The sequence below is a fragment of the Staphylococcus sp. EG-SA-2 genome, from assembly GCF_017152085.1.
Genome location: NZ_JACYHC010001141.1, coordinates 1 through 683 on the forward strand (window position 1 = coordinate 1; position 683 = coordinate 683).

The 683-nt window shown below is 29.1% G+C and carries 1 protein-coding gene; it reads right to left on the reverse strand.

The window, feature by feature from the left end; translation table 11 throughout:
- Positions 1-652: Wzz/FepE/Etk N-terminal domain-containing protein (locus IDG60_RS28015; protein ID WP_206161059.1), on the reverse strand; the 652-nt coding region annotated here is incomplete at its 3' end.
- Between the last annotated feature and the right edge of the window lie 31 nt (positions 653-683).

Sequence of the window (683 nt, forward strand, 5' to 3'; positions counted from 1 at the left end):
GTATTGAACCTAAAATAGGTAATCCTAGTTGCGATTCAACATCTTCTTCTGTCTTAATACGCTTATCTAATAATTCTTTTAAGAAAATAATCAATATTGCTAAAACAATACCAACAATAATGCTGATAACTAAGTTGACAGATACTATTGGAGATACTTTTACAGCATTATCATGTGCTGAGGAAAGTATCGTAACATTATCAACACTCATAATTTTAGGCATGTCATGAGCAAAAACTTTAGATATTTTATTAACAATTTTGTCAGATTCAGATTTATTCCCAGTGGTAACTGATACAGTAATAATTTGAGAGTTTGTTTGATTGGTTACTTTTAAAAATGAATTCAACTCAGCTGTTGAATACTGACCATCAAATTCTCTAGATACTTTATCTAGAATTCTAGGACTTTTGATAATTTCCGTATATGTATTAACAGACTGCAAACTACTTTGAACATTTTGGAAAGCTAAATCACTTGAGGACTTTTTCATGTTCACTAATATTTGAGTAGAAGCAGTATATTTGTCAGGCATAACAAAAAAGGTTAATGCCGCACTTACTACAAGACATATTGCCGGTAAAATAAGCAATAATTTAATATTCTTCTTTAGAATATTTAATAGTTTTACTAAATCAAACTTTTCTTTCATGGTTTCCTCCACATAATCAATCATTGTATTC